This window comes from Ahniella affigens, from assembly GCF_003015185.1.
GTDB lineage: Bacteria > Pseudomonadota > Gammaproteobacteria > Xanthomonadales > Ahniellaceae > Ahniella > Ahniella affigens.
The window spans coordinates 4,011,921-4,036,779 of the sequence record NZ_CP027860.1 but is presented as its reverse complement, the minus strand read 5'-3'; the positions used below and the strand labels follow the sequence as shown (position 1 = coordinate 4,036,779).

Genomic DNA, 24,859 nt, shown 5'->3' with positions numbered 1-24,859 from the left:
GTTCAGACTCCGTGTGCGGCGCAGTAGTCGGCCAGCCGTTGCATCATGGCGGCGCGCGCGTCGGCATCGACAAAGCTGGCTTCGAAACTGTTTGCCGCAAGTTGGCGCGCGTCGGCGGCCGTCAGGTTCAATGCCATGACGGTCTCGACGAAATTCTGATTCATGTAACCCCCGAAGTACGCGGGGTCATCGGAATTGATCGTGACGCACACGCCGCGTGCCAGCATTTGGCCGAGATTGTGATCGGCAAGGTGCTTGTAGACACAGAGCTTGACGTTGGACAAGGGGCAAACGGTCAGCGGCATGCGCGTGTCGATCAGGCGCTGCATCAGTTGCTCGTCGCGAATGGACTGCACGCCATGATCGATGCGCTGCACGTGCAAGACATCCAGTGCGCCCCAGACATACGCAGGTGGGCCCTCTTCGCCGGCATGTGCCACGGCGCGAAGTCCGAGTGCGCGGGCTTTGGCAAACACACGGGCGAACTTTTCAGGTGGATGGCCGACTTCGGAGGAGTCGAGACCGACACCAACGATGTGTTGCAAGAATGGCTCGGCCTCGGCCAAAGTCTTGAATGCGTCATCTTCGCTGAGATGGCGCAGGAAGCACAGAATCAGCGCCGAAGTGACGCCCAATTCCGCCTTGGCTGCGGCTTGTGCGCGCACCAGCCCGTTGATCACGGTGCCGATCGCAATGCCGCGCTCGGTATGCGTTTGCGGATCGAAAAACAGTTCGGCATGGATCACCTGGTCCGCGGCAGCGCGACGGAAATAGGCCATCGCCATGTCGTAGAAATCCTGCTCGGTGATCAATACGCTCGCGCCGGCGTAGTAGATATCCAGAAAGCTCTGCAGATCGGTGAACGCGTAGGCGGCGCGCAGCGCTTCAACACTTGGGTAGCTGAGCGTGATGCCGTTGCGTTTGGCCAGCTGAAAAATCAGCTCGGGCTCCAGGGAGCCTTCGATGTGGATGTGCAGTTCGGCCTTGGGGAGGCCACGGACAAAGGATTCGAGAGCAGTGATTTGAGTCATGACGTGACGTGTTTTTCGGGTCGTTTGATATCGGTCTGAGTGTACACCGCAGGCCGTTCATTGACGTCTGGGCCGTTTGTCAGCGCGCCGTCGGGCCTGAACCAATCTCGCGGCAAGATTGGTTCGCGGCTGAAGCCGCTCCCACAAAAACCATTGCTCCCGCCCGCTAGTGCGGCAAGGTCCGTTAGTTTCTGTGGGAGGGCCTTCAGGCCCGAACCAGTCTTGCGGCAAGTCCGATACGCTACTGAAGGCGCTCCCGCTTCGCGAACGCTCGATCAGCCGGTCGCAAAAACTCGAAAGAACAGCGCATGGCCCGCCCCAACACCGCGCATCAGGCTTGGTGACTCGGCATCCATCAACACCGTGTCGCCGGCCCCGAGCGGCGCGCCGCCCTGACCCTGAACGGCGAAATGCCCGTCGAGCAAATGCAGACCGAGCATGACGTTGTCACCGCGCGTCAACACCATGGAACCGACCATCGGTCGCACCGTCATTTCGGCGTCGAGCGTCGGATCGGCGACCATCAGGTTCAGGTCTTCGATCGGGCCCATCAGCGGCACGCCCTCACACGCCACATCACCCGGAAAGGCGATCACGTCGCCGGCGCGCTCCAGCGTATGCGGCGGGCGGTCAGCGATGCGCAGTTCGAACGCGAGGCCTTGCGCCAAACCGAGCCAGCGGCGCACGCCGGCAAAGCGCGAAAACGCCGATGTATCCTGCACCGTCGCCCGCGACAAGCGCCAGGAAAAACCAACCGCAAAGCGTGGATCAGGCTGTACGGCGATTTCGCGCGTCAGGCCGAGGCCGTTCTTCCAGGGGCTGGGGGACAGTGTGGCGTAAGGGATCAGGCGCATATCGGGGACGTTCAGAGAATAAGGCATTGTCGCTGAAGCGATTGGGATTGCCTATCAACGCGCAGGACCGCGTTGTTGGCGTCCCTGCCAATTGCAGAAGCGCGGTGGCCGTTGTATTGATCGGCGACCCATTCCCCAATTGTCAAAGGTGTCTCATGCACGCCCATATTCCCGTGATTACGATCCTGACCTGTCTGCTCATGTTGGCGGCGATGGTGGTCGTCGGCATGTGTCGTGGCAAGTACAAGGTGCTCGCACCGGCTACGAGTGGCCACCCCACGTTTGAGCGCGCGTTTCGCGCTCAGGCCAACACGGTCGAGCAGGTGCTGATCTTCCTGCCGTTGCTGTGGGTGGCTCATTCCTACGGCTATTCGACCTGGGCGGCCTACTTTGGCTATGCCTGGCTGATCGGTCGGACGTGGTACTTGATCGGCTACATCCAGGAAGCCGGCAAGCGATCCATGGGCTTCTTGATCAGCTCGCTTGCAGCGGGCGGCCTGCTCGTTCTGTGCCTGATGGGGGCGTTCAAGTCGTTTTTCTGAACGAAGCCGCGCCGAAACAGTTTTTGTCAGCAGATCGGTTCTTGGCGTGAAAGGATTTTCACCCAGGCCGGTCTTGCTCGCATATGGCCAGTAAACAAGCCCAATTTGATGCCCTCGTGCGCGCGACCAGCGGCGACCTGTATCGCTTTGCCTACTGGCTGTGCGGCCAGGAGGCTCTGGCTGAGGATCTCGTGCAAGAAACCTTCATGCGGGCCTGGCGCTCGCTGGATGATCTGCGCGACACCCAGGCTGCCAAAGCCTGGTTGACGACGATCCTGAGGCGCGAGCACGCCCGCCTTTATGAGCGTAAGGGCCCGACCGGTCTGGAGCCCATTGAGGACTTGGACCTGATCGATGAGGACGGTCCGAGCCCCGATCAATTGGGCGAGGACGCGATCATCCGGCGGGCGATTGCTGGTCTGGAACCCAAGTATCGCGAGCCCCTGCTGTTGCAGGTTCTGGGCGGGCTCAGCTGCGAGGAAATCGCGCATGAACTACGAATCAGCGCGCAGGCCGTCATGACTCAGTGTTTTCGAGCCCGTCAGAAGCTGAAATCAGCACTGGCGGGACCAGGTTTGGAGGGCAAGGTTTATGAACTGCCTTGAGTTTCGCCGCGAATTGGCGGCCAGCCCACAGGTCATGAGTGCTGCCGCGCGCGAGCACCGGGGCCACTGTTCCACTTGTGCTGACGCCTGGCATCGCGCTCAGTTGTTCGAGCAGCGCCTCCAGTCGGTGCTGGCCGTGCCGGTGCCAATGGGTTTGGCGGACCGAATCTTGCTGCGACAAACGACCGATTCCCGGGTGCATCGCCAATCAGCCCGACAAACGTGGATTCGCCTCGCTGCCGGACTGATGATGACGGCGGGCATGGTCGGCGTGGGTTACCTTACCTTCGGGACGAGCGCGTCGCTCGCCTCCGCGTCGATGGCGCATCTGAGCCATGAACCGTTCGCGCTGAATCGTACGGAGCTGATCCCCGCAGCCACGGTGAGCCAGTTGTTTGCTGAATCGGGGGTCTATTTGAAGGCCCCGCTGCAATCGATTACGTATTTGACGCGCTGCCCCGTGTACGGACAAAAGACCATCCACATGGTGATTCGCGATGGCGGGCAGCCGATCACGGCGATCTATGTGCCCAACAATCAGCAAGGCAGTGCCGATTTTGCCGAGCGGCAAATCGTTGGCCGGCACCGCAACATCGGACACGGGACGCTTGTGCTGATGGCCGAACATGGCGATGCGTTTGATCGCATCGAAGCCAGCTTCCGGGCTGCGATTGAAGGGTCGAGTTCGTTGGCCGGGATGTACTGAGGTCTGGTTACCCCAGGCCGGTCTGTCGCTGCTGCTTAGAACGCTTCGATGTCGCCCAGTGCCCGAATCAGGCGGCGGGCGCGTTTATCGGGCTTGCCGTCGGGTGGCTGCATGCCCAGCGCCTCGAGTCGCCGTTGCTCGCGCGCAGCCAGACGCGTGGCGGTGCTGTCGGGTGTTTCGTGATACAGCCGTGCAGCCTGTTCGGCACTGCCACGCTGATCACTGAGACTCGTGACCTGCACCATCCAGACTTCGCCAGAGCGCTGGATCTCCAACGTATCATTCACGCGCACTGACTTTGCCGGCTTGACGGGCTCCCTATTGACGCGGATCTTGCCGCCAGTGATCGCCGCCTTGGCAAGACTCCGGGTCTTGAAAAACCGTGCCGCCCAGAGCCAAAGGTCCAGGCGGCAGCCATCAGGTTGGGTGTTTGGATGCGTCTCGCGCATGCTCACATAGTGATGGTGAGGTGCGGCTCGATCAACTTCAGCATGTCTTCGCCGACCTTCAGATTGCCCGCAATGATATTGCCGGTTTCCATGAAATTCTGGCCGCCGCGGAAATCCCAGCACTTGCCACCGGCTTCGCGGACCAGCAGCACGCCGGCGGCCATGTCCCAGGGCCGCAGGCCGAGTTCGTAGTAGCCGTCAAAGCGGCCGCAGGCGACATACGCCAGGTCGAGCGCGGCCGAACCCGTACGACGGATGTCCTCAGCCTGACCCATCAGTGACTTGGTCATCGCCATATGGGCGTCCAGGTGACGCTTTTCGCGAAACGGAAACCCGGTGGTCAGCAAGCAGCCGTCAAGCGCTTTGCGCGTCCCGATCCGGAGCTTGCGATCGTTATGGACGGCGCCACGACCCTTTTCGGCGGCGAACAGTTCGTCGCGCAGCGGGTCATAGATCACGCCGAGCAGCGGCTCGTTGTCGTAGGTCAGGGCAATCGACACCGAGAAGTGCGGAAACCCGCGAATGAAATTGCTGGTGCCATCGAGCGGGTCGATCACCCACACATAACGCGACTTGCCTGCAGCGCCACTTTCCTCGGCCAGAAAGGCGTGGGTCGGAAACGCGCGCTTCAACTCGCGCAAGATGGTCATCTCGGCGGCGCGATCGACTTCGGTGGCGAAGTCGTTCTGCGCTTTTTCGATGATCGGCAGGCTGTCCCGTTTAGGCAGGCTGCGCATGATCACCTGGCCGGCGCCGCGCGCGGCCTTGATCGCGATGTTGATCGCTCCGTTTTGCATAGGGGACTCGAAAAAGAACCGGACTAAGCCGAGAAGACCGGAAAGGATAGCAGTGCCGGCCGCATCCAGCCAGAATGGCGACCCCAAAATCTGGCGATCCGTCCATGTCCGATTCATCTTCCCGGTTGCTGCCCCAGATCCGTGTCGTCCTGGTCGAAACCTCGCACCCAGGCAACATCGGCTCGACCGCCCGAGCCATGAAAAACATGGGATTGGCCGAACTGGTGTTGGTCAGTCCGAAGGAATTTCCGCATGCCGAGGCGGATGCACTGGCTGCGGGCGCTGATGACGTGCTGGCGTCGGCCCGAGTCGTCGATAGCCTCGACGCGGCCTTGGCCGACTGCCAATTGGCGTTCGGCACGACCGCCCGGCCGCGGTTCAATGAGGCGCCGAGTCTGGCGCCGCGCGAGACGGCCGCAGCGGTGTTGAGTGCCGTGCAGCAAGGGATGAAGGTCGCTGTGGTGTTTGGGACCGAGCGAACCGGTCTGACCAATACCGAACTGGGTCGGTGCCAGCACGCCGTGCGGATTCCGACGAATCCAGAGTTTTCGTCACTCAACCTGGCCCAAGCGGTGCAATTGATCGCCTACGAGCTTCGGCTCGCCAGCATGGCGTTCGATCCTGTGCCCGAAACCGAACCACGACCCTTGGCGACCTTGGCCGAGTTCGAAGGCTTCATGGGACATTTGGAAACGACGCTCGCGTTGATCGACTTCTACAAGGGGCGGGAGTACACCCGCTTGTTGCAACGCTTTCGCCGCTTGTACCAGCGGGCGCAACTCGGCGTCGAAGAAGTGCAGTTGCTGCGCGGGGTGCTGGCAGAGACCGAACGCAGTGCTCGGCTGGCGCCGAAGACGGTCGATGGCAATGGGCTTGCGGTTGGGGCGGAGACAGGCACCGGGGAAAGGCCAGGGGCCTGATCAACGCCAGATTGTGGGGGCGGCGCCAGTCGCGAACGGATGCGTCGAGATTGATTCGGGCTGAAGACCTTCTTGCAAGCATTGTCTTGAGCGATGGTTTTTGTGGGAGCGGCTTCAGCCGCGAACCGAGCTAGCCGCAAGATAGGTTCGGGCCTGAAGGCACTCCCGCGAATTAATGGCCCCACGCTGAGTGATGCGGCCCGGACACAAGCAGAACGCCGCCCTCACGTCCAGCGCGCAACAATCTTTTTGCGGACTTGCGTCACCATATGACGATCTTTCACGCTGCGCTGCAAGGTTTGGAATTCTACGGCGGTAAGGTAACCTCCTAGGCAGTCCACCAACTTTGTTCTGAATGATTGAACGTCTGGTCCGTACTGCCGCATTGACACATGACTTGGGTGAGGTGATGCGTGCGTAAGTTGCTGTTACGGCTTGAACTGTTCGGGCTGGTGGCCTTGGCTGCCGGGCTCGGCGTTTGGCTGTTCGCGATTGGCGCAGTTGCCGCCTGGCAGGGCTTGTTACTCGTTTCTGGCGCCGGGATGCTGGCATGGGTGCAGGAACGGCGCATCCTGAAGCCTTTGACCGAAGCCATCGAGCAACTGCCGGCAGTCGAATTCCGCACGCCGGAAGATTTGCCCACCACCCTGGTTGGTCTGACCACCGCATTTGACCAGCAGAGTGAGGCGCTGCGGTTGCAGTCCGAACGGGATGCATTGACCGGGTTGCCCAACCGTCAGGCCCTACGGCAATACTTGGCCGACTGGCAGGAGCGCACGCGTGAGCAGGCCGGATCCTTGGCACTGCTGCTCTTGGATCTCGACGATTTCAAGCGGATCAACGACACACTCGGACATGACGTGGGCGATGAAGTACTGGCCGAAATCGGTCGGCGCTTGCAGGCCGTGCTCGAACCGACCGAGCCCGACGCGCTGGTCGCTCGTTTTGGTGGCGACGAATTTGTCGTGTTGCTCGAAGGCGAGGCGGTGCGCAAACGCGCCGGACAGGTGGCCGAAGCGATGCAAAAAGCGCTGACGCGGCCGATTCTGTATGGGCCGCATGTGCTGCACATCAGCGCCAGCATTGGCGTAAGTTCGTGCCCGGAAGACGGCTGCGATGCCCGCAAGCTGTTGCAGAACGGCGACATTGCGATGTACCTGGCGAAAGTGTCGGGTCGCAACTGCTATCGTTACTTCACCAATTACCTGACCCAGGTTGCAGCTGATCGTCTCGAATTGGAGCACGATCTCCGCCTCGCACTCGATCGCGGCGAGCTTGTGTTGCATTTCCAGCCAATTATCGATCTGGAATCGGGTTGTATCTCCGGCGCCGAGGCATTGCTGCGCTGGCATCACGAGAAGCGCGGTTGGGTCTCGCCAAACATCTTCGTTGGCATTGCCGAGGATGTCGGCATGATTGACCAGCTGGGTGTCTACGTGCTGGAACGTGCATGCCAGGAAGCGCGGCGCTGGCCGGCGCAGATTGGTGGTCGCCCGTATGTGGCGGTCAACGTGTCTCCGAAACAGCTCCATGATGCCGGCTTCCCGGAAAAAGTTCGGCGCGTGCTTGCCCGTACGGGTTTGCCCGCGAGCCAGCTGCATCTCGAGCTGACTGAAAGTGCGGTGATGGATGGTGGCGCCGCGGCTCGTGCCGTGCTCGCGGGAATTGCGGAGCTCGGTGTGGAAGTGTGGCTGGACGATTTCGGCACCGGCTTCTCGGGTCTCTCGCATCTCCGCCAGGTACGAGTGAAAGGCGTCAAGATCGATCGCAGTTTTACCGAAGACTTGCTCGCCGATCGGCATGATTTGGCGCTGACCCACGCGATCATCGCGATGGCCCATTCGCTGCAGATCGAAGTCGTTGCTGAAGGCGTTGAGTCGGCCGCGCAGATTCAGTGTCTACGTTCCATTGGCTGTCGGTCCGGTCAGGGCTTTTTCCTCGGTCAGCCCATGCCACCTCTGAATCTGCAGAACTCATTGCAGACCGGCATCGTTGATCAGCGGTATCGGCTGATTGCGTAGTCCGTTCTTGGTCGTCACGGTGTTTGTGAGTGCGCTGACCTCACAGCCTCGATTTGCTGATCGGTAACCGCATCGCCTGCATCATCGCAGGCGAGTCGAGTAAGGAAGGCGTCCGCAAATAATCCCGCAACATCGGCAGCGCATCGGCACCCCAGAATAGGCGGCCGTCGACGAGAATCGTCGGCACACCGAACACGCCATCCCGCAGTGCACATTCGGTGTTCTCGCGCAATGCGGACTTGACCTCGGGAGCCTCGATTCTTTGCTCGGCATCCGGGCAATTCAGATCAATGCAGATCTGCTGCCAAAGTGCCGGATCGGTCGGATCGGCGCCGGTCGTGAACAATGCATCGAATACTGTGGACACCACATCCGGCCGGCTGTCGAGCGCGATGATCAAGCGCAGAAACTTCAACGGGTTGAAGGGATGCGCCGCCGGCAACTTGAATGGCACACCGAGTTGCTCAGCCCACCACACACAATACTGGTACATGAACTGCCGTTTGCGTGGAATTTCGGCGGGGCCTTTGTGGCCGTGTGCGTTCAATAGCCCTGCGAACAGAACTGGCCGATACGTGATCGCCACAGGCAATGGCTCGCGCCTTAGTAGTGCGTCAAGCAGATAGGCAAACGGCGATACGACATCGAAGTACAACACGGCGGGCGGCATCGATGCTCCTCGTATGTGGCGGCGTCGTCGCTTGATCTCCAATTGATCGCGCGTTCGTCGGCGGGCCATAGAATCATAGTGGGTGGTGGTGCTGGGATCGCATCAAAGTGTCAGCCCTAGGCGGATTTCGCTCTCAATTCGTCCGAACTCTCGCCGACAACTTGATCGACGGTACTCGCTGGATTTTGACGTGGGCAAGCTTCGTCCACCTTCCGGCGAATCTCCGCTTCGCTTTCCCGAATGAACGGTCAACTTCAGACATCGACCGAGCAGCGGCGCTAGTCGCATTCCTAGCGAGCCTCTGAACAAGTTCAAAGGTGATGCGGGCCATGGATGGACCGCCCAGAATCAAGCGCGCAAGTGCTTGATTCTGGTGCACTGAGTCCGGACATGTGCCGGACTCAGTGCGGGTCTGTAAGTCCAGGATGGACTTATTCAGACCCCCCCTAGAGTGTCCCAGCCCTACTCCTGACACATGTGCTCGCAAGGCGCATTTCCGTGACGTCTTTAATCAATGACTGGTCGGTGACAATAGCGTCTTGATCTGTAACTCGGGAGCAGTATTCTGCCAGTGCGTGGTCAGAAGATTACGAAGCCATGCCTCGTCGAGATTTGTGTCGGTAAACGTCTCCGAATTACCATCAGTCCCAGGCGGATGCGGCGCGTGTTCGCTCGAATAGATCGGTGTCCGCTTGACTACGGGTAGTGGCAGCGTCAGTCCGAACAACTCAATGCTGGCCCGTGTTGGCCCTGAGTCCCGATCAATGTGGATCGTGTCGAGTGACGCCTCGAACAGAGTTTCCGCGGTCTCATGGCCGTAGAGTCGGACTGCGAGTTCATGCATTCGCCATGGCAATCGGTCCAGATACTGAAGCTCATAGATCCATTGATCCGTGAGGTATTGATGCAATGCGCGCTCGGGAGACTTAGTCGCGAACCAAGCGTCCGAAACATCAGGCGTGCCGCCAGCCAAAAGGCTATCATCGTAAATATGAGTACGAGTTTCTGGGTATGCGCGACCGATAATCCAGGGGGCGGTGGGCGCGATAACAGGCGCGCCTTGCACGCCCTGATCGGGGTGATCGAGAATGCTCATGATCCTGGTCTTGAACTGAAAAGCCGGCAGCGACAATTTGTAGCGCGCGTCGGCAATCAAGTCGTTGGATACCGTTTCCAGCAAGTGCTTCGCTACTGCTTGGTCACCTGCAAGTAGTGATTGCCGAAGTCGCGCAAGATGCTTTTGCGCAGTCAAACGCTTCAACAAGAACTGTGTTTCGGGTTCGCCTTTGTCATCAGTTATAGGGACACGGAATGGCGCTCCTGCCGAAGATTGGCTCCTGGTCACTCCAAGTTCAGATCGCGGCGCCGAGACCAACGCTTCCGTGGTCGGTGGCGTCGGCGCGATTGCGTTGCGAAGCGCCGCTTCTCGAATTTCCAGATGCGCCAAAACAGCGCTCAAGCATGGCGTCCACAGAACCTCTAATTGCTGGTCTTGCGTCACTTGTGGCAGCCGAGCAGCCAGTTCGCTGCAACCTGGGTCGTCGCGCAGGTCAAACCGAGTGGTTCGATGGTCTTCTGCCGCGGCCAGCAATGGCAATGCGCTCAGCAGCATCAAAATTGTTGCCTTCCGAAGTTTCTGCCCAGAGGTCATTCGCAACATGGAAACAATGATGCTGACTGTGCGGTTCAAGCGATCAGGCGGGTTCCCAGCGGGTGCAAGCGTATGGACCATGAACAAGCCTCTGGTAGGCAAACGGGAACGTCACATCGGAGTGCAGAAAGGTTGGCGGAGTGGAGCGCTGCCACGAATCTAACGTTTGAACACTAGGCCAAGCCGCGATCGCACGGGTATCGGTGCCGGTTTGATTGATCATAGTGGCGCGCGCAACGGTACCCCATCCAAGCCATCATTCTTCGGCCGTTTCTGCCTCAAGTTCGTCTGAAACATCTTTGATGAACTGATCGATCATCCAATCCGGATCCTGCTGCTGCCAAGCCGTCTCCAATTGCTGTCGAATCTCTAATTTGCTGTAGAAATGGGGTTCGCCTGGCACGCCTACAAGCGAATCCTGCTGGCGTTGGAGCGACTCCACCACCTCACCTACGGGCAGGGGTAGCCAAGTGCCGAACAGGTTGATGCGTGCGCTTCGATGTAGAGGGTTGCTCACCACTTCGATGGTGTTCAATGCGGACTGAAAGCGCGTGTTTGCGTGCGCCGGCCCGTAGGCACGCGCTGCCACACTCCGGAGTTGAAACGGCAAGAGGAGCGCCTGAGCGAAGTCCGTCCACTCGGTGCGAAGCAGCTCTGACAATGCGACTTCAGGTTCACCAACGGCAATCCATGCATCGGCATTGGTTGGGTAGCTGGCCTGGTACGCGGCGAAAAGGTACGCCCCTGTGCCGCACGCTCGCAAACGCCTGGCCTCGATCCACGGTTGTTGCGGCGCATTGATCGGAGGCTCGGCCCGTTCTGATTGCTGGCCGTGCAAGATCGCCTCGAGTGCGCATCGGTTGATGGCCGCGTCGCCGTCATCTTCGGCCGGTTCCTGGGTGCACTGCGATGGATCATTTGAAGCAACCAGATCTTCGTCTGGCGGCAGGTCATTGAGGGATTTTAGCGCCAATACGGGCTGTTCCCTTAGCATCGCCTGCTTGACCTTCATAGCGGCGAGCAAGGATGTCAGATCGGTCAAGTCATCAGCCAAATCGTCCGCGAGCTCAGCGGGATCATCGTCTGCCGTCAGCGCTTCGTCGCACGGTTCCTTGCCCGTGCTGCACGCTTGCAGGACAGCGACCCGCTTCGATTCGCGTTGAACCAATTGCTCGGCGAGTTCGATGCTTGAGTCCAGGCAGCCCATGAGCGACCACGCAAAAAGGTCCTCATAGTCATCAACGTGTTCGCGGAAGGGCGCCAGCTTCTCGCAAGCTGCAGGCTGCGTCACGGGTACGGTGCCACAGGCGAGTGCTGGCAACGTCAGAATGGCAAACAGTGTGATTCGAAATCCATACACGATGGGACTCCAGAGTGCGGCGGCTTCTGACCGATTTCAGGGGAACTCTCGGCCCAGGAGTAGCTGCCAAGCCCTGACGATCAGCTGAATCCCATGGCTTCGATTCGAATTCGGTTGGATGATCGATACGGCTTGGCCCCTGCGATGTCTGGGGACTCGTTGGGTCTGACTGGCCTGGGGAACATTCTGGCTGGGCTACCGTCAAAGGGCGTCTGATCCGCGGGTCTCAGGGAAGCCCAGGATGCCGGGAGGCGGGGCGGGCAGGTACAATGTCAGGCTGGCTTGGCGACCGGGATCGGGTGGTGGCCGTCTAATGACGTGCTGCGGATCGATTCTGGTAAACAAAACAAGGACTTGGATTGATGAAAACCTGGTTGGTGACCGGCGGAGCCGGATTTATTGGCGGCAATTTCGTGCTGGCGAACGTGTCCGCCGAGACGCGCGTCGTCAATCTGGATGCGCTGACCTATGCCGGCAACCTGGACACGCTCGCTGCCCTGAACGGCAATCCGCAGCACATCTTTGTGCACGGCTCGATCAACGATCGGGCGTTGCTGGACCGCGTGTTGGCGGAATATCAGCCGGATGCGGTGATCAATTTTGCGGCCGAGAGTCATGTCGACCGCTCGATCGATGGACCGGCGGCGTTCATCCAGACCAATGTGGTTGGGACGCTGACCTTGCTCGAAGCCGTCCTGGCGCATTTCCGCAGCCGGGATGATGCGGGCAAGGCCGGCTTAAGATTCCTGCATGTCTCGACCGACGAGGTTTACGGCTCGCTGGGCGCCGACGGCAAATTCACTGAGCAGACGCAATACGCGCCGAACTCGCCTTACTCAGCGAGCAAAGCGTCGTCCGACCACTTGGTGCGCGCGTTTCATCACACCTATGGCTTGCCGACGCTGACCACGAATTGCTCGAACAACTACGGGCCGTTCCAGTTTCCTGAAAAACTGATCCCGCTGATGATCCAGAAAGCGCTCAGCAACGAGTCGTTGCCCGTCTATGGCGATGGCCGCAATGTTCGCGACTGGCTGTATGTTGGCGATCACTGCGGCGCGATCCGCACCGTGCTGGAGCGCGGTCGGCCGGGCGAGGTCTACAACGTGGGGGGCGAAGCGGAGCGCGAGAATATTTCGGTGGTGCGCGCGATCATTGATCTCGTCGATGCCCGCCGTCCGCGTGCCGATGGCAGCTCGCGCCACGATCTGATCACGTACGTCAAGGATCGTCCCGGCCATGATCGTCGCTATGCGATCGACACGAGCAAGATTCGCACCGAGCTCGGCTGGGTCCAGCAGGAGTCGTTCGAGTCTGGCTTGGCCCGTACCGTCGATTGGTATCTCGCGAATCAGGACTGGTGCGCGCGCATCCGCGATGGCAGTTATCGCGGCGAACGATTGGGAGTCGCCTGATCATGAGTACGCAAAAGGGCATCATTCTGGCCGGCGGGGCTGGTACGCGCCTGCATCCGCTCACCTTGTCGATCAGCAAGCAACTGCTGCCGGTCTACGACAAGCCGATGATCTACTACCCGTTGTCCGTGCTGATGCTCGCGGGCATTCGCGACGTGCTGATCATCAACACGCCGCATGAGCAGGAGTTATTCCGACGTCTGCTTGGCGATGGGTCGCAGTGGGGCATGTCGATCACGTATGCCGTGCAACCGAGTCCGGATGGTCTTGCGCAGGCCTACCTGATCGGCCGCGAGTTCGTCGCCGGCAAACCATCCTGCCTGATCCTAGGTGACAACATTTTCTATGGCCATGGTCTGACCGACGTGCTGAAGCGTGCTGCTGGCCACGATCAAGGCGCGACGGTGTTTGGTTACTGGGTGAAGGACCCAGAACGCTACGGCGTCGCGGAGTTCGATGGCAACGGTACGGTGGTTGGACTGGAAGAAAAGCCCAAACAGCCGCGGTCGAATTACGCTGTGACGGGGCTTTATTTCTACGATGGTCGCGCCAGCGACTTTGCCGCCGCGTTGAAACCCTCTCCCCGCGGCGAGCTCGAAATCACCGATCTGAATCGGTGCTATTTGAACGAGGGCAGCTTGCGACTCGAGAAGCTCGGGCGCGGTTATGCCTGGCTCGACACCGGCACGCACGAGTCGTTGATTCAAGCGGGCACCTATATTGAGACGATTGAGGCGCGCCAGGGGCTTCGCGTGTGCTGCCCCGAGGAAATTGCGTTCCAGAATGGTTGGATCGATGCCGAGCAGCTGACCCGCATCGCTGAGCCGCTGAAGAAAAGCGGTTATGGCGAATACCTGCTGCGCATTGCCCGCGGCGAGGGTATGCGATGAAGGTCACCGCGCTCGCCATTCCCGAGGTCAAGCTGATCGAGCCCCAGGTGTTCGGCGACGCGCGCGGCTTTTTCTTCGAAAGCTTTAATCAGAGCCGCTACCGCGACGCCGGGATCGACATCAATTTGGTGCAAGTCAATCTGTCGCGATCAGCATGCGGTGTGCTCCGCGGTCTGCACTATCAATGGCCGAACCCACAAGGCAAGTTGGTCAGCGTGCTCGAAGGCGAGGTGTTCGATGTCGCCGTCGATATTCGGCGTGGCTCGCCGACGTTTGGGCAGTGGGTCGGCGCAGTGCTTTCGGCCGAGAACAAGCGCCAGCTTTGGGTGCCGGAAGGATTTGCGCATGGATTTGCGGTGACGAGTGATACGGCTTTGTTTCACTACGGCGTCACCGCGCCTTACGACAAAGCGGCTGATGCGAGTGTGCGGTGGAACGATGCGCGTTTTGCGATCAACTGGCCCGTTGCGTCGCCGAGTCTCAGTGCAAAAGATGCCGAGGCACCCTTTCTCGACCAGATTCCTGAAGCCCGCCTACCGGTTTACGCGCCATGAAATTGCTGCTGCTCGGTGCGGACGGTCAAGTGGGCTTTGAACTGCGCCGCAGTCTGCTCGGTCTCGGCCATGTGCGTGCGTGCACGCGCACCGAAGCCGATCTCAGTCAGCACGACGCTTTGGCGGCGTTAATTGCCGCAGAGCGCCCGGACTGGATCATCAACGCCGCTGCTTATACGGCGGTGGATCGCGCCGAAGACCAGCCTGAATTGGCACACCAGATCAATGGTGAGGCGCTCAGCGTCATCGGCGCATCGGCGAAAGCGATTGGTGCGCGTGTGTTGCACTACTCGACCGACTATGTGTTTGCAGGCACTGAGCCGGGTGCGCGGCAAGTCAGCGATGCGTGCGCGCCGATTGGTGTGTATGGCGCGAGCAAGCTCGCGGGCGAACGCGCGCTGCAAGTTAGTGGCGCGCCGCATCTGATTTTGCGTACGGCCTGGGTTTTTGCCGCGCGTGGCAAGAATTTCCTCCGCACCATGTTGCGTCTCGGTGCTGAACAAGAGCAACTGCGCGTCGTGGCGGACCAGCACGGGACACCGACATCGGCTCGGTTGATTGCGCAGGTGTCGGCGCTGATGATCGCCGCCCTGCGCACGGCGCCGGCGAACGATCTGCGCTTTGGTGCCTATCACGTGACTGCGGCCGGACAAACAACCTGGCATGGATTCGCGACCGCGTTGCTGCAAGCCGCCGTAGCCCGCGGGCTGATGGCCCGGATGCCAGAGGTGCTGGCGATTCGAAGCGATGCGTTTCCGACCAAGGCCAAGCGTCCGCATTACAGCGTGCTCGATTGCAAAAAGCTCGAAATGAATTTCGGTCTGCAGTTGCCCGCCTGGCAAGTGCCGATGGAACTGGTATTGGATGAACTGAAGGACCGGAACACTGCATGACTGCAACAATGATTCCCGTAATTCTGTCTGGCGGAGCCGGCACGCGCTTGTGGCCGGTGTCCAGGCGCTCGTATCCAAAGCCCTTCATGAGTCTGCCGGATGGCGAAACGCTGCTTGAGAAGACTGCGAAGCGCGCACTGGCAGTGGCCGATGCCGCCGCTCCAATCATTACGGTGACCGCGCGCGACTACGGCTTCATCACGCGTGATGCGTATGCGGGCATCGCGGGTTTTGCGCCCGAGCGGCAGGTCATGTTGCTCGAACCGATTGCCCGCAATACTGCGCCCGCCATTCTCGCGGCAGCGCTCTGGGTGCAGGCGCGCTACGGAGACGACGCGCAGATTCTGGTGTTGCCCGCCGATCATCTGATCCGCGACTTGGATGCGTTCAAGGAGGCGGTGCAGCGCGCGGAGCGCCTTGCCGCTGACGGTTATCTCGGCACGTTCGGTGTGGTGCCGACGCGGCCAGAGACGGGTTACGGCTATATCGAGCGCGGCCCGGCGTTGCGCGAGTCCGGATTCGAAGTGGCTCGCTTTGTCGAGAAGCCCGATCTGCAGACAGCACAGAAATACTTGAGCAGTGGTGGGTTCTACTGGAACTCCGGCATGTTCTGCTTTCGCGCGGGGACGTTGCTGGATGTCGCGAACCAGGTGTGCCCCGAAGTGTTGGCGCCCACGCGCGGCACGATTCAAACCGATCACGATGCGGCCTCGCAGGTGTTGAATCTGGACGCGCTGAAGCAAGTGCCTGACATTTCGATCGACTACGCAATCATGGAGCGTGCGACGCATCGCGCGGTCGTGCCGGCGGCATTTGACTGGAGCGATATCGGCTCGTGGAATGCGCTGGCTGACCTCGTCGACGCGGACGAAGTCGGCAATCGCCGGCTTGGTAATGCCGTGTTTGTCGGTGCGGCGCGCAACTACGTACAGAGCCCGAAGCGGGTGATCGCTGCGGTTGGCGTGTCGGACCTCATGATCATCGATACCGACGATGCGTTGCTGGTTGCGCATCGCGAGCAATCGCAGTCGGTCAAGCAGGTGGTCGATGCGCTGAAGCAGGCGAAGCATCACAGTACCGAATTGCACACCACGGTGTATCGCCCTTGGGGCAGCTACACGGTGCTCGAAGATGCTGACGACTGCAAGGTCAAGCGCTTGGTCGTCAAGCCGGGGCACGTGCTCAGTCTGCAGAAGCATCATCGGCGCAGCGAGCATTGGACGGTGGTCAGCGGTACCGCGCTCGTCCGAATTGGGGATCAGGAATTTGATCTTCGCCAGAACCAGAGCTGCTATATCCCGATTGACACCTTGCATCGCCTCGAGAACCGCACTGACCAAGATCTTGCCTTGATCGAAGTGCAGTGTGGCGACTATTTTGGTGAGGACGACATCGTTCGCCTCGAAGACCGTTACGGGAGAGTTTGATGCGCCTCTTATTTGCGTTGATTTTGACCATCGCCACCAGCCAGGTTCTGGCGCAAACGGCGCCGCTCGCGGGTCCTTTTGGCACCCCCGATGTGCTCGATGTCGATTTCGCGAGTGCTGGCGAGTTCTTCGCACTGAAGCGCGTGAAGGATGGTGCGGAGCTGCTGTCGGTGCACGTCACCGAAAACACGTCCGTACGCTACGCCTTCAACCCCAAGCCGGGCGAGGTCATTCGCGGCTTCAAAATACTGCCACAACGCCGATTTGCGTTCGTGATCGGACACGGCGAAGGCGACCACTATCGAGAAACGCTTTATGTGGTGCACTTGTCGTCACGCAAGTTGCGTGAGGTCTTGACGGCGGACGCACTGCGCTTTACGGAGGTCGTGCCAGCTGATCAGTTGGGTTTCGAGATTCTGCGCGATGTCGCTGGTAGGCGCCCGCAAACCCATTTGCTGCGAGTGGAATTTGATTCGGGGCACGGTGACGTCTTGGCAAAGCTGCCAGGGCATTGCGACCTGCAGAGCAACCCCTCGGGCCAGCTGGCCTACGCTGATTGTGTTGATTCAGCGGGCCAGCGCCAGTATTGGCAAGCACCGGTCAAGGGCAAGACGTGGACCGCGCTGACCGTGCCGAAGTCGGTGCGCGGGAGTCATTTAGTCGGCACGTTTCTCAATGGTGATTTGTTCTTTGAGCAACGTCCGCCTGCTGGCGGTGCGCGTTTGCTTCGGCTTTCGGGTAGTCAGGTGTTGGAGTTAGCCTACAGTCAATCGCGGATGCCGGACCGGTATCTGCGGAGCCTGGATCACTTAGTCATCCTTGGCGTTGTCTGGCTGACCGGCGAACCGAGTGCCGAGTTGCTCGATATGGCGCATCCTGATGTGCAGCGCTATCTGGAGTGGACCATCAAGCACGAGCGCACCATGATTGAAGTGTTGGGACGAAGTGCCGATCAGCGCCTGACGCTGGTCGCGATGACCCGGATGGATCAGCCGAAGGTTTTCGAGCTGTGGCATCGCGACGAGGTCCTGGCACGCCGCATTGGCATTGCCGCGCGTGAAGCCTATGTGCCGGGCGAACAGACACGCGATCCCCGGCAACTGGCGCTGCGCGATGGGGTGTTGCGAGACGGATTTGTCACGCGCAAAGGGAAGCAAACTGGTCGGCTCGCGGTGATCATGGCCGATCCGGCCCCAACCTGGGGCTTTGCGCCGTTCGCGTTCAGCCTTGCGGAGCATGGCTTTACGGTTCTGGAACTCGGTTCACGCGCGGCACTCGCTCAGGACCAGCAGGCGGAAGACCTGATCGATGCGCTGAAATGGGCGCGCAATCTGGAGTTGGCAGATGATCGCCCGGCTTGCTTGTTTGCCGATCCGGGCGTATTGGCCAAGGCCAGTCCGAAACTCTATGCCCAGGCGACCAGTTGCCAGATTGCGTTAGTCGATGGCCATCAGCCTACATTGGCCGCAGAAGCCGAGCCGATGCTTCGCGCGGCAGTCGACAATGCCGAGGGTGCGGCGGTCAAAGATATGGCCAGTACCGGAACACCCAATCCATGACGACGATCAAACTCGATTTGGGCTGCGGTACGAACAAGCGGCCGGGTTTTGTCGGAATGGACTCCAAGTCCTTTGCGGGCGTGGATGTCGTGCATGACCTACGGCGCGTGCCGTGGCCGTTTGCCGACGGAAGCGTCAGCGACATTCATTGCTCGCATGTATTGGAGCATCTGACCGGATCCGAGCGCTGTCAGTTCTTTGATGAGGTCTGGCGCATTCTCGTGCCGGGTGGCAAAGCGCTGATCATCACCCCGCACTGGTCGCATGAGAGTGCGTACGGCGATCCGACGCACCAATGGCCGCCAGTCTGCAGTCAGACCTACTTTTTCACGAATCGTGCCTGGCGCGAGCAGAATGCCCCGCATGTTGAAATGGTCTGCAACTTTGATTGCGCGTTCAAAGGGGTCTCGGATCCGCGCGATGACTACGTTAAGAACGTGGACCAAGCCACCCTGCAACAGCGCATGAGCCGCAACATCAATACCTTCATGGAACTCGTCTGCCAAATGACCCGGCTCGACTGAGGGCTGGAAATGCAGTGCCTTGAAGACAGCTATGAACTGCCGTTCTTCGAAGCCTGGCAGCGGGACTAACGGCTGCGAGCCAGATGCACCATCGATGCGAGCATCAAGAGAATGGGCGGCACGAGGTTGGCCACGGCCAGATTGAAGCCGTAAACCCCCGCCAGATCTCCGAGCATTCTTGAGAAGAAATAAAAGGTCAGGCCGATGACCGCGCCGATCATGATGCGTTTGCCAAGCCCGCCAGAGCGTAGAAATCCGAACGCAAACGGCAGCGCCAGGAAGGCCGGGGCGATTGCGCGCAATGGGTAGGCAAAACGCGTCCAAAGCGCGTCAAGAAACTCGCTGGCATCGAGCCCGTTGCGGAGCAGGTAATCGATATGCCGACGCAAGTCTTTGACTGCCTGATAGCGCGGCTGCACCAGACCAAGGGTCATCAGGCGCGGGTCCAACTTGCTCTGCCAGACCCAACTCGCTTCAGTGGTCGAGCTGACCTTGGCCTTGGTAAAGCCAAACCGACGCAAGGTCTCGAAGCGCCAGACGCCATCGCGATTGCGCGCCTTTTCCGCTCGCACAATGCCGAGCAGGCGGCCCTGCGGGTCGAACTCATACAGGCGGGCATCGATCAGCACCAGTTCGCCGCCTTCCACCTTGCCACTTCGGGCATTCAGCAAGTAGGCGCCATCACGAGCCCACATGCCGGTGCGGCTGGTGACCACGAGATCCCGCGACTTTGCGCCGGCCTGCACCGACTGCGCCTGGTGCTCTCCGAATGCGGCCAAGGTTTCACCGATACTGGTCACGCCCATGCCCACCAACAGCAGCAGCAGAATGACCGGTGCCGAAATGCGCAGCTTGGACATGCCTGCAGCACGCAGCGCGGTGAGCTCAGAAGTGGGCGCAAGAGAGCCCAGACCGACCACAGCAGCCAGCACGGCTGCCATCGGGAAGAGTTCGTAGAAGCGACGCGGTACCGTCCAGGCGGTGTACGTCACCGCGGTCATCAAGTCGTAATTCCCGCTGCCAATTTCGTCCATCTCATTGGCAAACGCCTGCGCGGTATCAATGCCAACGAGCACGAGCCAGGACAGCGCGAGCGAGCTTGCGACCGCCCGCAGAATGAGCCAGTCCGCCCGTTTGATCCCTCTCATCGACGCTTCCTTGCTGGTTTGGGTCGCGGCAGCCTGGTTCGCGACCAAAGCAGCAACAGGGCGAGCGCCAGAACGGTGCCGTGCAGCCACCAGAGCCCGAGCGGCATTGGGATCTTGCCCTCGGCGAGCCAACCGCGGCCCAGCGCCATCAGGTTGCTGTAGAGCACATAGCCGACGACAACCAGAATGCCGACACCGAAACGCGACTCGCGCGGACGGGCATGCGCAAGCGGCAACGCCAGCAAGCCAAGGATCAGCACCGAAATCGGCACCCCAACCCGCCAGTGCAGCTCAGCGCGATCCGCGCGATTCGTGCTCAGGATCAACGCGTCGAAGGTCCGCAGGCTCTCGGCTCGCTTGCCGCTGCCTTCTTCGCTATCGGGCAGGCGGACATCGTTGACGGCGAATCGCATCGAGCGAAAGTTCGGGCTCTCCATGCCGCCCTCGACCCGAAAGCCCTGCTCCAGCCGCAGAAAGCGTTCGCGGCCTTGCCGATCGGTGTACAGCTTGCCCGATGCGGCCGTGACGATATCGACCCGGTCCCCTTTCTCGTGCTGGACGAACAGATGCTTGAATTCGCTACCGTCGGGGCTCATTTCGCCAACAAATATCACCCCGTAGCGCCCGGGCAGGTCGACGAACTTGCCGGGTTCGAGGCCCGCAACCAGCAGGGATCGGTTCGCTTCGCGAACCATCTGGTCGGCCTTGGCAAGCGCTTGGGGCGACCAATACATGGTCGTCATGCCCAAAAACACGGCGATGGGCAGCGCGAGCCAGAGCACGGGTTTCAGGAATCCGAAGTGGTTGAGGCCGGATGCCGACAGCACGCCCGCCTCGCCATCCCGGAACAGCCGGCTGTAAGCGAGATAAGTCGCCAGGAAAAAGCCGAGCGGGAGCAGCAGCGCCATCGCATCGAGCGATCGCAGGCCGATTTGCGATAGCAACAGCCCTGCCGGGATGCGGCCGCGCGCCACCCGATTCAGCACATCGGCCAGCAAACCGCCCACCAGAATCAACGTCAAGACGACACTGACTCCCACGAACGAGCGAAACAGCTCGCGGGTGAGATAGCGGTCAACAATCTTGAACATGGGCTAGTGGCAATCTTCGGGCGACAAAATATCCCCCCAGTCTATCAGGCCCAGGTTAGCCCGCCGTTGAATGGCGCGATCCGGCTTTGCCGTGGTCGCGCCAGACGCGCTCGCGCCGCATCAATCCCTTCCGGGATCGATTTACCGCCGCTCAGGCGACTTTGCCAGGAATATTCGTGAACATCAGGACGACTGTGGCCATGCTCGCGATCCAGATCAAACTCCTGAGCGTGGCCAAATTGGCAAGATAGGCCGCGCCATACGCCAGGCGCAGGCCGATGAAGCTCATGGCCAGCAAGTCGATCCGGGCTGGGTCCGCCCCGCCGATGGCGGCGATGATCACGCCGGCGGCAAAGAAGGGGAACGCCTCAAAACTGTTCAGATGGGCCCAATGGGCCCGCTTGGGCATGCCACTCAAGCGGTCCTCGAAATCACGGACCGCCGCGTTGTCGTAACCCCTGGTGCTGAATTTGGCAATGCCTACCCAGAGGTAGGGCATCAGGGCAGCAGCCAGTACACACCAGAACGCAATAGTCATCTTCTATCTCCATGGGCCCACAAACGCGGGCCAGATCGCGGGATTACGAACAGGTTGGAATGCAGCCAGGATCCAGATTCCGATCCCGGCGCTTCAGGCTGGCGCCGGACGGGTCCAGTGGGCTGGTCTGTCTACTCGCCTTCGAGTTTATGCCAAACTCCAGCCATGCCGAAGAACCCTCTTTCCCCATCATGCTGGAACTGATTGCCGAGGCTGGCCCCCAGGCTGGCCAAAAGTTTGTGATTGCCGGCCAGACAGTACTGGGCCGGGGGCAGTTTGCTGACCTGGTAATCAGCGACCTCGCCGTGTCGCGTCGTCATGCCGAAATCGAACCGGTTGGCAACAGTTGGCGGCTCAAAGATCTCGAAAGCGCCAACGGCACGCGGCACAACGGCAAAGTGTTGTTGGCACCGGTACCGCTGCTTGATGGCGACACGATTGAACTCGGTCAGACGCGCCTCAGGGTCCGAAGTCGGGATCGCACGCAGCAGCCCCTGTCGCCCGAACCCACCATCATGGAAACGACGCCGTTTCCGCCCAGCCGCGCGGCCGCGCCGCCGATCGTGACGGTCGAGCCACTGACGCCGCCAACGCAGGCACCACGGACCTCGGCCGCCAACGAGCTGTATCAGAATACGATTTCCCGCCTGTCAGCGATGACCCAGCTGGGTGAGCAGATCGCCGATCAGACTGGGCTGGATGACCAATTGAATGGAGCACTGGCCAGCCTCGCCGAGGCATTCCCGCGCGTCGAGGCGTTCGCCTTGCTTGCCCGCGAAGCGGCGCATCGGCCCTGGCGCGTGCTCTGCAAACGCGTGCGTGGCGGCATGCGTCTGGACGAAGACTTGGCCAACGCGCTGGCCAGCGCGGCCGTATCGCATGCGCAGCCGATCATCGTGTCGCAGGCAGCGGCAGGGCCCAGCATGGTGCCCGCCGCGTATCTGGACCGCCTGCCGTGCGCCGTGGCAACGATACCGGTGCGCAGCATGGGCAATGTGCTGGGTGCGCTGTTCCTCGCTTCAGAGCGCGATCCGCTCGCGGTGCGCGCGTCTGATCGTGCGTTCATGAATGGCATCGCCGGCTTGATTGGCGCGATCTTGACCGGCAACCGGCATGCAGAGTCCGAGCGCCTGATCCATCCTCAGGACATCGATCTATCACGACGCATCCAGCAGCGCTTTCTGCCGGCTGCGACGCCGCGCATCGACGGCTATGAAATCGCCGACAACTACACCGCCGCACGGATCGTCGGTGGCGATCTGTTTGATTTCCTCACGCTCGGCGATGGTCGGATCGCGCTGATGATTGGCGATGTGTCTGGCAAAGGCATGCCGGCTGCGCTGTACATGGCGCGTGTGGGTGCGCATGCACGGGCTTTCGCGCCGCGCAGCAAGTCGCCAGCCGACCTGCTCACGCAGATGCAGAACCTGATTCGCAACGAGATGGAAGCGGGCATGTTCATCACCGTGACGGTGGCGTCGCTTGATCCGGCGCGGGGCTTGCTGAAAATTGCGACTGCCGGGCATCCGCCACCACTCATTCGACGTGTCGACGGCAGCATCGAAACGCCGTCGCTGACTATTTCGCCTGCGCTCGGAACCCCGCAGATGGCGGTGTACACCGATCAGATCATCGAACTGAATCGGGGTGACGGCGCCCTCTTTTTCACGGACGGTTTGGACGAGGCACAAGGGCCAAGTGGCGATCCGTTCGGTCTGGAACGGGTCAAACACGTGCTCGCGCAGTCGCGTTCGGCAGGGCAGACCATCGAATCGCTGTTGACAGCCGTGGGGCAAGTGCTGGGTGATGTCACCCAGTACGATGACCTGACCATGATCGCGTTGTATCGCCGCTAAGTGCCATGATCCTGACCTTCGACAATCTGGTCACGCCCGACGAAGTGCGGGTGCTGAAAACGCTGATCGCGCGCGCCGAATTTGTGGATGGTCGCGAAACGGCAGGTGCTCAGCTCAGCCAAGTCAAGCAGAATACCCAGATACCATTGGACCATCCGGTGATGCCGGAGATCATGCGCCTGGTCATGAATGCACTGCGCCGCAGCCAAGTGTTCATGGACGCAACGCACCCACGTGCCCTCGCGGCCATGTTAGTCAGCCGCTATCAGCCCGGCATGCAATATGGCTTGCATGTGGATACGCCGTTGATGGGCGATCCCACCTTGATCCGCTCGGACTTGTCGTTCACGTTGTTCTTGTCCGAGCCCGATCGCTATGAAGGTGGCGAGCTGGCGTTTGACACGGGCAGCAATGAGGCGATCTACAAACTTTCGGTGGGCAGTCTGATCTGTTACCCGACCGGGCAGCTCCACCGGGTGCGACCGCTGCAGTCCGGTGAGCGTGTGGCGGTGGTCGGCTGGTTCCAGAGCCTAATCCGCGATCCCGGCGTGCGCGAATTGCTGCACGATATTTCGCGGGCGCGGAGTCTCGTGCACGCGGCCGAAGGCAATAGTCGCGCCTTTGAATTGTTGAACAAGTCGTTTGCGAACCTCGTTCGTCGCTACGCCGAGACTTGAGGCAAGTCGATGATCTTCTGTCTGCCTGAACTGATCACCGAAGACGAGCATCAGGCGCTGCTCGGGTGGATTCGGTCCACCGAATTCAGCCACGGTGGTCGGACCGTGGGCCAGGCGCTCGCGCAAATCAAGCATAACGACGAGATCACTGGCGAGCAGTCGATCAACCAGCCGATCTCGCGCTTGGTGATGCAGGCGTTGCGCCGCAACGAGACCTTTGTGTCGGCCACGCAGGCGCGCACGATGAACACCGTGTTGGTCAATCGGTACGGACCGGGGATGTTCTACGGCGCCCATGTGGACGCGCCGATCATCGGTCATCCGAATCCGATTCGCTCGGACCTCAGTTTTACGCTGTTTCTGGCCGACCCCGAATCGTATGACGGCGGCGAGCTGGTCTTCGAATCGGGCAATCAGGAGATGGCGTTCAAGCTCCCAGCGCGTAGCGTGATCTGTTACCCCACTGGGCAATTGCATTGGGTTCGCGAAGTGACCCGTGGCGAGCGGCTGGCCGTCGTGGGCTGGGTGCAGAGCCTGATCCGTGACCCGGCAATGCGCGAGCTCCAATATGATGTGCTGCGCGCTCGCAACCTGGTGCGCGCGAGCCTGGGCCAGGGCGAGGCATTTGATTTGCTCAACAAGGCGCATGCGAATCTCATGCGCCGCTATGCGGAGACTTGA

The 24,859-nt window shown here is 60.6% G+C and carries 25 protein-coding genes; 15 read left to right on the top strand and 10 right to left on the bottom strand.

Features of this window, described 5'->3' with window-relative positions:
- Positions 1 to 2: 2 nt before the first annotated feature.
- Positions 3 to 1,031, bottom strand: a complete 1,029-nt coding sequence (locus C7S18_RS15540; RefSeq protein WP_106892429.1) for an adenosine deaminase — start codon at positions 1,029 to 1,031, stop codon at positions 3 to 5.
- Between the two features lie 275 nt (positions 1,032 to 1,306).
- Positions 1,307 to 1,912 carry a HutD/Ves family protein gene (locus tag C7S18_RS15535; RefSeq protein WP_106892428.1) on the bottom strand — a complete coding sequence of 202 codons (606 nt, stop codon included), beginning with the start codon at positions 1,910 to 1,912 and terminating at the stop codon, positions 1,307 to 1,309.
- Between the two features lie 128 nt (positions 1,913 to 2,040).
- On the opposite strand from C7S18_RS15535, the gene C7S18_RS15530 reads away from it, so the two are divergent.
- The 3 genes from C7S18_RS15530 (at position 2,041) to C7S18_RS15520 (ending at position 3,738) form a co-directional block, all read left to right on the top strand.
- On the top strand, positions 2,041 to 2,427 hold the full coding sequence (locus C7S18_RS15530) for an MAPEG family protein (RefSeq protein WP_106892427.1): 387 nt from the start codon (positions 2,041 to 2,043) through the stop codon (positions 2,425 to 2,427).
- Between the two features lie 83 nt (positions 2,428 to 2,510).
- Positions 2,511 to 3,032, top strand: a complete 522-nt coding sequence (locus C7S18_RS15525; protein ID WP_106892426.1) for a sigma-70 family RNA polymerase sigma factor — start codon at positions 2,511 to 2,513, stop codon at positions 3,030 to 3,032.
- Positions 3,019 to 3,738 (top strand): DUF3379 family protein, encoded by a 720-nt coding sequence (locus C7S18_RS15520; protein WP_106892425.1) that lies wholly within the window; start codon positions 3,019 to 3,021, stop codon positions 3,736 to 3,738. Before C7S18_RS15525 ends, C7S18_RS15520 begins: the two co-directional genes overlap by 14 nt.
- 35 nt (positions 3,739 to 3,773) lie before the next feature.
- Here the strand turns inward: C7S18_RS15520 and C7S18_RS15515 are convergent, their stop codons facing one another.
- A complete protein-coding gene (locus C7S18_RS15515) occupies positions 3,774 to 4,187 on the bottom strand; it encodes an RNA-binding S4 domain-containing protein (RefSeq protein ID WP_106892424.1) in 414 nt (137 codons plus the stop codon).
- Positions 4,188 to 4,189: 2 nt separating this feature from the next.
- Positions 4,190 to 4,984 carry an inositol monophosphatase family protein gene (locus C7S18_RS15510; protein ID WP_106892423.1) on the bottom strand — a complete coding sequence of 265 codons (795 nt, stop codon included), beginning with the start codon at positions 4,982 to 4,984 and terminating at the stop codon, positions 4,190 to 4,192.
- A 104-nt stretch (positions 4,985 to 5,088) separates the two neighbouring features.
- Between C7S18_RS15510 and C7S18_RS15505 the strand changes: the two genes are divergently transcribed.
- Positions 5,089 to 5,904: an RNA methyltransferase gene (locus C7S18_RS15505; protein ID WP_206207913.1), complete on the top strand. Its 816-nt coding sequence runs from the start codon at positions 5,089 to 5,091 to the stop codon at positions 5,902 to 5,904.
- Between the two features lie 413 nt (positions 5,905 to 6,317).
- Complete coding sequence (locus C7S18_RS15500) at positions 6,318 to 7,925, top strand: putative bifunctional diguanylate cyclase/phosphodiesterase (RefSeq protein WP_106892422.1); 1,608 nt, start codon at positions 6,318 to 6,320, stop codon at positions 7,923 to 7,925.
- Between the two features lie 40 nt (positions 7,926 to 7,965).
- On the opposite strand, the gene C7S18_RS15495 is transcribed toward C7S18_RS15500, so the two are convergent.
- The 3 genes from C7S18_RS15495 to C7S18_RS15485 all read right to left on the bottom strand — a co-directional run bounded on the left by C7S18_RS15495 (position 7,966) and on the right by C7S18_RS15485 (position 11,606).
- Positions 7,966 to 8,595, bottom strand: coding sequence for a 2-hydroxychromene-2-carboxylate isomerase (locus C7S18_RS15495; RefSeq protein WP_170113294.1), 630 nt, complete (start codon positions 8,593 to 8,595; stop codon positions 7,966 to 7,968).
- 511 nt (positions 8,596 to 9,106) lie between these two features.
- Positions 9,107 to 9,859: a hypothetical protein gene (locus C7S18_RS24230; RefSeq protein WP_146151947.1), complete on the bottom strand. Its 753-nt coding sequence runs from the start codon at positions 9,857 to 9,859 to the stop codon at positions 9,107 to 9,109.
- A gap of 643 nt (positions 9,860 to 10,502) precedes the next feature.
- Entirely contained in the window at positions 10,503 to 11,606 is a 1,104-nt protein-coding gene (locus tag C7S18_RS15485) for a hypothetical protein (RefSeq protein ID WP_106892419.1), read from the bottom strand.
- Between the two features lie 362 nt (positions 11,607 to 11,968).
- On the opposite strand from C7S18_RS15485, the gene rfbB reads away from it, so the two are divergent.
- The 7 genes from rfbB to C7S18_RS15450 are packed head-to-tail and all read left to right on the top strand — an operon-like array spanning position 11,969 to position 18,868.
- On the top strand, positions 11,969 to 13,021 hold the full coding sequence (gene rfbB / locus C7S18_RS15480; RefSeq protein WP_106892418.1) for a dTDP-glucose 4,6-dehydratase: 1,053 nt from the start codon (positions 11,969 to 11,971) through the stop codon (positions 13,019 to 13,021).
- Between the two features lie 2 nt (positions 13,022 to 13,023).
- A complete protein-coding gene (gene rfbA / locus C7S18_RS15475; RefSeq protein ID WP_106892417.1) occupies positions 13,024 to 13,911 on the top strand; it encodes a glucose-1-phosphate thymidylyltransferase RfbA in 888 nt (295 codons plus the stop codon).
- Complete coding sequence (gene rfbC, locus C7S18_RS15470; RefSeq protein ID WP_106892416.1) at positions 13,908 to 14,465, top strand: dTDP-4-dehydrorhamnose 3,5-epimerase; 558 nt, start codon at positions 13,908 to 13,910, stop codon at positions 14,463 to 14,465. Before rfbA ends, rfbC begins: the two co-directional genes overlap by 4 nt.
- Complete coding sequence (rfbD, locus tag C7S18_RS15465) at positions 14,462 to 15,358, top strand: dTDP-4-dehydrorhamnose reductase (protein WP_106892415.1); 897 nt, start codon at positions 14,462 to 14,464, stop codon at positions 15,356 to 15,358. Before rfbC ends, rfbD begins: the two co-directional genes overlap by 4 nt.
- Complete coding sequence (locus C7S18_RS15460; protein ID WP_240623911.1) at positions 15,355 to 16,785, top strand: mannose-1-phosphate guanylyltransferase/mannose-6-phosphate isomerase; 1,431 nt, start codon at positions 15,355 to 15,357, stop codon at positions 16,783 to 16,785. Before rfbD ends, C7S18_RS15460 begins: the two co-directional genes overlap by 4 nt.
- Positions 16,785 to 18,344, top strand: a complete 1,560-nt coding sequence (locus C7S18_RS15455; RefSeq protein ID WP_106892414.1) for a hypothetical protein — start codon at positions 16,785 to 16,787, stop codon at positions 18,342 to 18,344. The genes C7S18_RS15460 and C7S18_RS15455 overlap by 1 nt, the downstream gene beginning before the upstream one ends.
- Positions 18,341 to 18,868, top strand: coding sequence for a class I SAM-dependent methyltransferase (locus tag C7S18_RS15450; RefSeq protein WP_106892413.1), 528 nt, complete (start codon positions 18,341 to 18,343; stop codon positions 18,866 to 18,868). The genes C7S18_RS15455 and C7S18_RS15450 overlap by 4 nt, the downstream gene beginning before the upstream one ends.
- A 65-nt stretch (positions 18,869 to 18,933) precedes the next feature.
- Here C7S18_RS15450 and lptG read toward each other — a convergent pair whose 3' ends face one another.
- The 3 genes from lptG to C7S18_RS15435 all read right to left on the bottom strand — a co-directional run bounded on the left by lptG (position 18,934) and on the right by C7S18_RS15435 (position 21,645).
- Complete coding sequence (lptG, locus tag C7S18_RS15445; RefSeq protein WP_146151946.1) at positions 18,934 to 20,016, bottom strand: LPS export ABC transporter permease LptG; 1,083 nt, start codon at positions 20,014 to 20,016, stop codon at positions 18,934 to 18,936.
- Entirely contained in the window at positions 20,013 to 21,107 is a 1,095-nt protein-coding gene (gene lptF / locus C7S18_RS15440) for an LPS export ABC transporter permease LptF (protein WP_106892411.1), read from the bottom strand. The genes lptG and lptF overlap by 4 nt, the downstream gene beginning before the upstream one ends.
- A 151-nt stretch (positions 21,108 to 21,258) precedes the next feature.
- Positions 21,259 to 21,645: an MAPEG family protein gene (locus C7S18_RS15435; RefSeq protein ID WP_106892410.1), complete on the bottom strand. Its 387-nt coding sequence runs from the start codon at positions 21,643 to 21,645 to the stop codon at positions 21,259 to 21,261.
- Between the two features lie 149 nt (positions 21,646 to 21,794).
- Between C7S18_RS15435 and C7S18_RS15430 the strand changes: the two genes are divergently transcribed.
- Genes C7S18_RS15430 through C7S18_RS15420 form a run of 3 tightly spaced genes read left to right on the top strand, consistent with a single transcriptional unit; the run spans position 21,795 to position 24,859 of the window.
- Positions 21,795 to 23,501 (top strand): SpoIIE family protein phosphatase, encoded by a 1,707-nt coding sequence (locus C7S18_RS15430; RefSeq protein WP_170113293.1) that lies wholly within the window; start codon positions 21,795 to 21,797, stop codon positions 23,499 to 23,501.
- 5 nt (positions 23,502 to 23,506) lie between these two features.
- The gene (locus tag C7S18_RS15425) at positions 23,507 to 24,178 is read left to right on the top strand and encodes a Fe2+-dependent dioxygenase (RefSeq protein ID WP_106892408.1); all 672 of its coding nucleotides are present in this window, start codon (positions 23,507 to 23,509) and stop codon (positions 24,176 to 24,178) included.
- A 9-nt stretch (positions 24,179 to 24,187) separates the two neighbouring features.
- Positions 24,188 to 24,859, top strand: coding sequence for a Fe2+-dependent dioxygenase (locus C7S18_RS15420; protein ID WP_106892407.1), 672 nt, complete (start codon positions 24,188 to 24,190; stop codon positions 24,857 to 24,859).